The organism is Streptomyces flavofungini, assembly GCF_041028215.1.
Taxonomy (GTDB): domain Bacteria; phylum Actinomycetota; class Actinomycetes; order Streptomycetales; family Streptomycetaceae; genus Streptomyces; species Streptomyces flavofungini_B.
Genome location: NZ_JASKYR010000579.1, coordinates 1 through 6,100 on the forward strand (window position 1 = coordinate 1; position 6,100 = coordinate 6,100).

Genomic DNA, 6,100 nt, shown 5'->3' on the forward strand with positions numbered 1-6,100 from the left:
GAGCGGGGGCGGGCTCTGCTCGTCCGGGGTCCACGGGGCCCGCATGACACCGGCGGCGGCGAGGACGGAGGCGGCCGCGGCACCGAGGAGATGACGGCGCGTCACGCGCCGCACCCCGCACCGCCCATGTCCCGCCATTGATTCCGACCCGCTCATCCGCCGTGCCGCCCCTCGCCGATTTCCGCCCGTTCTCAGCTCGTCCAGAATTCCCACCAGCGCGTCAGGATGAGCATGCCGATGACTCCGATGTGCAGTACGGGAAAGACCCAGCCGCATTCGGAGACAAACGTACGCAGCCCGCTGGGCGCGGGAAGGAAACCGCGCCGCACATTGTGCGCCGTCACGTACCAGAACATGAGAATGGTCGCGGCCCAGGCGAGACAGCACCACAGGCAGAGCGCGTTGATGCGGTAGAGCGACTGGAACTGGAGCCAGGTGCAGAAGCCGGTACCGAAGAGGGTGCCCGCGTTCAGCGTCAGCCAGTACCAGCGGGGGAAGCGGGCCCCGGCCAGCACGCTCGCGCCCACGCCGGTCACGACGGCGTAGGCGACGAGGCCGAGGAGCGGGTTGGGGAAGCCGAAGGCCGACGCCTGCTCGCTCTTCATGATGCTGCCGCAGGCCACGACGGGGTTGAGGCTGCACCCCGGCTGGAAGTCGGGGTCTTCGAGCAGCTTGAACTTGTCGAGCGTGATGACCCACGCGGCGAGCAGCCCGGCCGCACCGGTGACCACGAGGAGCACGCCGAACCACCGGCCGGGCGCTTCGGGGGGCGCCGCGGTGGCCGTACCGCGCGCCCCGGAGGCCTGCGGCGGCACCCGGGGCGGCAGTTCGGTGGCGCTCATCAGCGGAGGCTGCGGATCGGCAGCAGGCAGTGCGCGGCGTTGAGGAGGGTCTCCTCGGCGCCCGCGAACGCACTGAGGTCCTGCTCGGACACGGGCCGCCCCGGCGCGGCGTCCGGCCACGCGCGCGTGGTGATCACGAAGTAGGCGTAGCCCCGCTTCCTGGCCGCCGCGAGCCACTCCGGGGGCACCGCGCACTGGGCGTTCAGGTGGGGCATGGCGACGACGGCCTGCTCGGCCTCGACGAGGAGGCTGACCGGCAGGGACGGCCTGCGCGCGACGTCGACGAGCGGGCCGCCGACGGGCAGTCCGGTGGTGGCGAGCAGGGCGCTCATCGCCTCCGCGGTCGCCTCGGGGCCGCCTTCGGTGTCGCCGAGGGAGTAGCCGATGAGGAAGGGCATGTCCTCCTGGTCCTCGTCGCTCTCACCGCTCCAGGCCAGCACAGCCAGGGTGCCGAGGTCGGCTGCTTTGAGGGGGCGCTGCTCGCTGGAAGTTGAGGTCATGGGGGGAACCGTATAGACGCCGAAGGGGGCGACCGGCTCCGTTGTCACCCATGTGGCGGAGCCCCGGGCGGCCATCACACGATGGGGTCACGTGGGCGGGACCCAGGGCGGCGCGAAATCGAACTGGTTTTCGTGCGAGGTGTGACGTGTGCGGTGGCGATACGTTCCGCCACTACTGGCCGACGGGAAGGCCGCCGAGGAGCTTGCCCTGGCCACCGGAGTTCAGCCCCTGGAGGGTGTCCTTGACCGCGTTGATCACGGAGTCGCGGTTCTGCGGGTCGAGCATGTTCGTGTTGACCGGCGCGGCGTGGACCAGGCCCTGGCTCGCGAGGGTGTCGAGGCCGCCGTTGAGGCTGGAGGGCGTCAGGTCACCGGCGAACGCGGGCGCGGCGGAACCGGCGACGGCGATCGAACCGGCGAGGACAGCGGCAGCCTTCATGGCCTTCATCTTGTTCCCTTCTTCGGCAACGCGTGTCGTGTCACTTCAAAAGGAACCAACGAGCACGGGCCGGTACGGAAACCCCTCGGCCGGGAACTTCCACAAACCCGCACAAATGAAGACTGCCTGCCGTCCTCGGAGCGGCTCACCGGCTCACCGGTTCAGAGCGTCGACGTCCCAGGCGCTCCCGCGGCCGGTGCGGCGGGCTGGGCCGCGCCGCCGGTCCCGCCGAGGACCGTCTTCAGCAGCCCCGTCAGGAGGTTGGGCGCCTCCTTGAGCACGCCCGTCAGGTCACCCTTGGTGGTGGCCGTCAGGAGCTTGTCGATCGTGCCCTGGAGGTCACCGAGGCCGCCGACGGGAGGCTCCGGCGCCTTGCCGGCCGTCGCCTCGTCGTCCGGAAGGTCGCGCGGCTCGGCGGCGGCCGCCTTCCGCACGGCCTCCGCGTGCTCCTCGGCCTGGGCCGCCGAGAGCTTGTGGTCCTTGGCCTGGAGCACCGCCACCACCAGGTCGGCGGCGGGGGTGACGACGCCGCCCGCGTCGTGCAGCTCCTTCGCCCGGATCAGCAGGGACTCCGGCGTGGCGGGCGCGCGGGGCGCGGTCCTGGTCTCCTCACGGGGAGCGGTGTCATCGGAGGCGAGCGCGGGTCCTGCGGTGCCGAGAAGCAGCGTCGCGCACAGGGTGGTCGTCGCGATTCGCCGTACGGGCAGAGCGCGCATAGGTCACAGCCTTTCGGTGAACGTCGGATCTTCTGATCACCGTGCGAGCGGCGCCCGCCCACCGCAACCGAACGGCTCCCGCAGGCCGCCCCCCTGACGGGCACACGGAAGCATCGGCGCAGGTGAGGCGCGGATGTGACGGATGGTCCGCTGCGCGCGGGGCGGCCCTCCATTCGGGGACACCGGGGAGCCGTTCGGGGACACCGGGGAGCCGTTCGGGCGCGCCGGGGAGCCGTTCGGGCGCGCCGGACGCAAAGAACGGCCGCCCCCGCCGATGCGGGGACGGCCGTTCTTCAGACGACGTGTCAGTCGTTCGCGCACTGGTTGCCGAACGCCGGGTTCAGCAGACCGATGATGTCGACCGTGTTGCCGCACAGGTTCACGGGGACGTGGACCGGCACCTGGACGTTGTTGCCGGAGATGACGCCGGGGGAGTTGGTGGCAGCGCCCTGTGCTCCGGCGTCGGCGGCGGCGACACCCGCGGATCCGGCCACTGCTGCGGCGGCGACGGCGGAGAGGGCGAGAGCCTTGGTGGTACGGGACATGGAGTGCTGCTCCTTGGTGAGGGGTGCGACGTACGGGCCGGATGCCCGTATACGGGGATCAACTGCCGACCCCGACGACGAGTTGTGCGCCCAGAAGAGTGATGTGCGGGGTGCGCCCCGCTGACGGCGGCAGCGCAGGTTGACGCGGCGGCCCGCGGGGCGGTGAGCGCGGCGGGCGCGCGTGTCGTCCCCGCCGACCCCGCCCCACCATGCCTTTCACCGGTCCGACACACGTGCGGGGATCGGCGGAGGTGCTCCTCTTTCGAGCTACAGTTGCGCTTCCCTTTGGGGCATTTCAGTCATATACGTCAGATTCCCTCATTCACTGCAAATACCCCATCTCCGCTGTGGTTCAGAGCTCTTCACGTCGGAAGGCCAACGCCGTCATGCGTCACTCCCCGGGCTCGCGGATCCTGCACGTCAGCCAGCCCGTCGAGGGCGGCGTGGCCCAGGTGGTCACCGACCTGGCCCGCGCGCAGGCGGCGGCGGGCGCCGATGTCCACGTGGCCTGTCCCGACCAGGGACGGCTGCCCCGCATCTGGGACACCGCCGACGGCGGCGTACGCGGCCACCCCTGGACGGCGTCGCGCTCTCCCGGGCCACGGCTCGCCGCCGAGGTGCGCGACCTGGCCCGCGTCATCGCCGCCGTACGCCCGTCGCTCGTACACGCCCACAGCGCCAAGGCGGGCCTCGCCGCGCGCCTCGCCCTGCGGGGGCGCGTCCCGACCGTCTTCCAGCCGCACGCCTGGTCCTTCGAGGCGGTCGGCGGCGCCACCGCGCCGCTGACCCGCTGCTGGGAGCGGCGCGCCGCCCGGTGGACGGACCGCTTCGTCTGCGTCAGCGAGGCCGAGTGGATCACCGGCCGCAGGGCGGGCGTGGGCGGCGCGTACTCCGTGATCCCCAACGGGGTGGACGTCGGACGCTTCACCCCGGGGCCCCGGGGTGAAGCCCGCGACCGGCTGCTTTCCCCCTCCTTCGCGCGGGCCCCCCTCGTGGTCTGCGTGGGGCGGCTGTGCAGGCAGAAGGGGCAGGACATCCTGCTCCGCGCCTGGGCCGCCGTCTCCGCCGCGCTGCCCGGCGCCCGTCTCGTGCTGGTCGGGGACGGGCCCGACGCGGCCGGGCTGCGGGACCTCGCGGACCGGACCGTCACGTTCGCGGGGGCCGCGGACGACGCCGCCGACTGGTACCGGGCGGCCGACGTGGTCGTCCTGCCCTCCCGCTGGGAGGGCATGGCCCTGGCCCCGCTCGAAGCCATGGCCTGCGGCCGTCCGGTGGTCGTCACCGACGTGAACGGGGCGAGGGAGAGCCTGCCCGCGGCCGACCGCGCGCACTGCCTCGTACCGCCCACGGACCCGGCGGCGCTGGCCCGTGCGCTGCTCGGCCTGCTGCGGGACGGCTCGCTGCGGTCCGCGCTCGGGCGGCGGGGCCGCCGTCATGTCCTCGATCACCACGACACCCGGCGGACCGCGGCGGCGATCGACGTGGTGTACCGCGAGCTCTTGGGCCCGGCGCCCATCAAGTACAGGGAGTGCACGCCCACGTGAGTGCCGAACGAACCGTCGCCTCCTCCACCGAACAGCCGCTGTCCGCCGCAGGGCAGCCGATGTCCGCCGCGGGACCGCCGATGGCGGACCAGCACGCCCCGGCGGGGCCCCTCGTCGTGGCGCCACGGGGCGCACGCGGTGCCCGTGCCGGGACACCGGCCCGGCGGCCCGCGCGCGGGCGCCGCACGGCGGCGGCCCTGGTCACCGCCGACGCCGTGGCCGCGCTCCTCGCCCTGCTCCTGCTCGGCGAGCCGCGGCGGTACGCCCTGCTCGCGCCCCTGCTGCTCGCGGGCGTCATCGCCCTGAACGCCCGGGGCCGCCTGTACGCGTACACCGCCCTGCCCGCGACCCTCGACGAGGTGCCCTCGCTCTGCGGACGCGTGGCACTCGGCTGGTTGCTCACCGCGGTGCTCGCGCCCGCCCTGCCCGCGCTCGCGCCGCCGCTCCCCCTGCGCACCCTGCTCACAGTGGCCGCCGCGCAGTGCCTGATCAGCGTCTGCGGGCGCGCCCTGATCCACCGCCACCTGCGCTCCCGGGCCCTGCGAAGACCACGTCCCGTCCTCGTGCTCGGCCCCGGCGGGCAGGCCCAGGCCCTGGCCGCCGCCCTGCTGCGGCGGCCCCGCTGCGGGATGCGTCCCGTCGGCGTGGTGGACGAGACCGGTGAGCAGCGGCCCGCCGACGAGGACGGCGCCGAGCAGCCCGGACTCCCGGTGCTCCGTACGGAGGACGAACTCCACCGGGCCGTCATCCAGAACGACGTGTCCGCCGTCCTGCTGCTCGCGGGCCGGGGACCCGGGCCCGCCGACCGGCTGCCCGCCCTGCGCGGCCTCGGCGTCGACCTCTGGGAGATCGACCCGCGCGGCCCTGGCATGACCCCGCGCCAGGAGAGCGCCCGGACTCACGTGGCGGGGTTCCCCTGCCGCCCGCTGCTGCCCGCCGGGGGCCGCAGGATCGGCCTCGGCAAGCGGCTCCTGGACTGCGCGGTCTCCGGCGTCCTGCTGCTCATCGCCGCGCCCGCCCTGCTGACCTGCGCTTTCGTGCTGCGGGTCACGGAAGGTCCCGGCGTCGTCTTCCGGCAGGAGCGCGTGGGCAAGGACGGACGGCTCTTCACACTCCTGAAGTTCCGCACCCACCGGCCGGCCGATCCGCAGGAGGCCGCCACCCGGTGGAGCGTCGCGGACGAGCACCGGATGAGCGCGTTCTGCCGCTTCCTGCGCAGCACCTCACTGGACGAGCTTCCGCAGCTCTGGAACGTGTTGCGGGGCGACATGAGCCTGGTCGGGCCGCGCCCCGAACGGCCCTTCTTCGTCACGCAGTTCAGCCAGGCCTACCCGCACTACGCGCAGCGGCACCGGATGCCCACCGGCATCACCGGACTCGCCCAGATCCACGGGCTGCGCGGCGACACCTCCATCGAGGACCGCTGCCGGTTCGACAACGCCTACATCGACAGCTGGTCCTTCTGGCAGGACCTCTGCATCCTGCTGCGCACCGTCGGCTGCCTCGTGCGCCGC

At 73.4% G+C, this 6,100-nt stretch carries 7 protein-coding genes; 2 read left to right on the top strand and 5 right to left on the bottom strand.

All coding sequences use genetic code 11. The features are described 5' to 3' along the window. Positions 1-191 precede the first annotated feature (191 nt). From AB8Z36_RS30085 to AB8Z36_RS30105, 5 genes are all read right to left on the bottom strand, one after another. Positions 192-842 (bottom strand): vitamin K epoxide reductase family protein, encoded by a 651-nt coding sequence (locus AB8Z36_RS30085; protein ID WP_369216545.1) that lies wholly within the window; start codon positions 840-842, stop codon positions 192-194. Continuing rightward, a complete protein-coding gene (locus tag AB8Z36_RS30090; protein WP_369216546.1) occupies positions 842-1,342 on the bottom strand; it encodes a DUF5949 family protein in 501 nt (166 codons plus the stop codon). The genes AB8Z36_RS30085 and AB8Z36_RS30090 overlap by 1 nt, the downstream gene beginning before the upstream one ends. Before the next feature lie 172 nt (positions 1,343-1,514). Then, entirely contained in the window at positions 1,515-1,790 is a 276-nt protein-coding gene (locus AB8Z36_RS30095) for a hypothetical protein (protein ID WP_369216547.1), read from the bottom strand. Between the two features lie 152 nt (positions 1,791-1,942). Further along, the gene (locus AB8Z36_RS30100; protein ID WP_369216548.1) at positions 1,943-2,497 is read right to left on the bottom strand and encodes a hypothetical protein; all 555 of its coding nucleotides are present in this window, start codon (positions 2,495-2,497) and stop codon (positions 1,943-1,945) included. 305 nt (positions 2,498-2,802) lie between these two features. Then, positions 2,803-3,042 carry a chaplin gene (locus AB8Z36_RS30105; protein ID WP_369216549.1) on the bottom strand — a complete coding sequence of 80 codons (240 nt, stop codon included), beginning with the start codon at positions 3,040-3,042 and terminating at the stop codon, positions 2,803-2,805. 386 nt (positions 3,043-3,428) lie between these two features. Here AB8Z36_RS30105 and AB8Z36_RS30110 point away from each other — a divergent pair, with 386 nt between their 5' ends. Continuing rightward, positions 3,429-4,586: a glycosyltransferase gene (locus AB8Z36_RS30110; protein WP_369216550.1), complete on the top strand. Its 1,158-nt coding sequence runs from the start codon at positions 3,429-3,431 to the stop codon at positions 4,584-4,586. Then, the coding region (locus AB8Z36_RS30115) for an exopolysaccharide biosynthesis polyprenyl glycosylphosphotransferase (RefSeq protein WP_440582031.1) at positions 4,583-6,100 on the top strand (1,518 nt) is incomplete at its 3' end. The genes AB8Z36_RS30110 and AB8Z36_RS30115, both read left to right, overlap by 4 nt.

Bases quoted from the DNA above. Each gene is read 5' to 3' on its own strand.
- AB8Z36_RS30090 (WP_369216546.1), bottom strand. From the start codon at position 1,342: ATGACCTCAACTTCCAGCGAGCAGCGCCCCCTCAAAGCAGCCGACCTC.
- AB8Z36_RS30105 (WP_369216549.1), bottom strand. From the start codon at position 3,042: ATGTCCCGTACCACCAAGGCTCTCGCCCTCTCCGCCGTCGCCGCCGCA.
- AB8Z36_RS30085 (WP_369216545.1), bottom strand. From the start codon at position 842: ATGAGCGCCACCGAACTGCCGCCCCGGGTGCCGCCGCAGGCCTCCGGG.
- AB8Z36_RS30100 (WP_369216548.1), bottom strand. From the start codon at position 2,497: ATGCGCGCTCTGCCCGTACGGCGAATCGCGACGACCACCCTGTGCGCG.
- AB8Z36_RS30095 (WP_369216547.1), bottom strand. From the start codon at position 1,790: ATGAAGGCCATGAAGGCTGCCGCTGTCCTCGCCGGTTCGATCGCCGTC.
- AB8Z36_RS30110 (WP_369216550.1), top strand. From the start codon at position 3,429: ATGCGTCACTCCCCGGGCTCGCGGATCCTGCACGTCAGCCAGCCCGTC.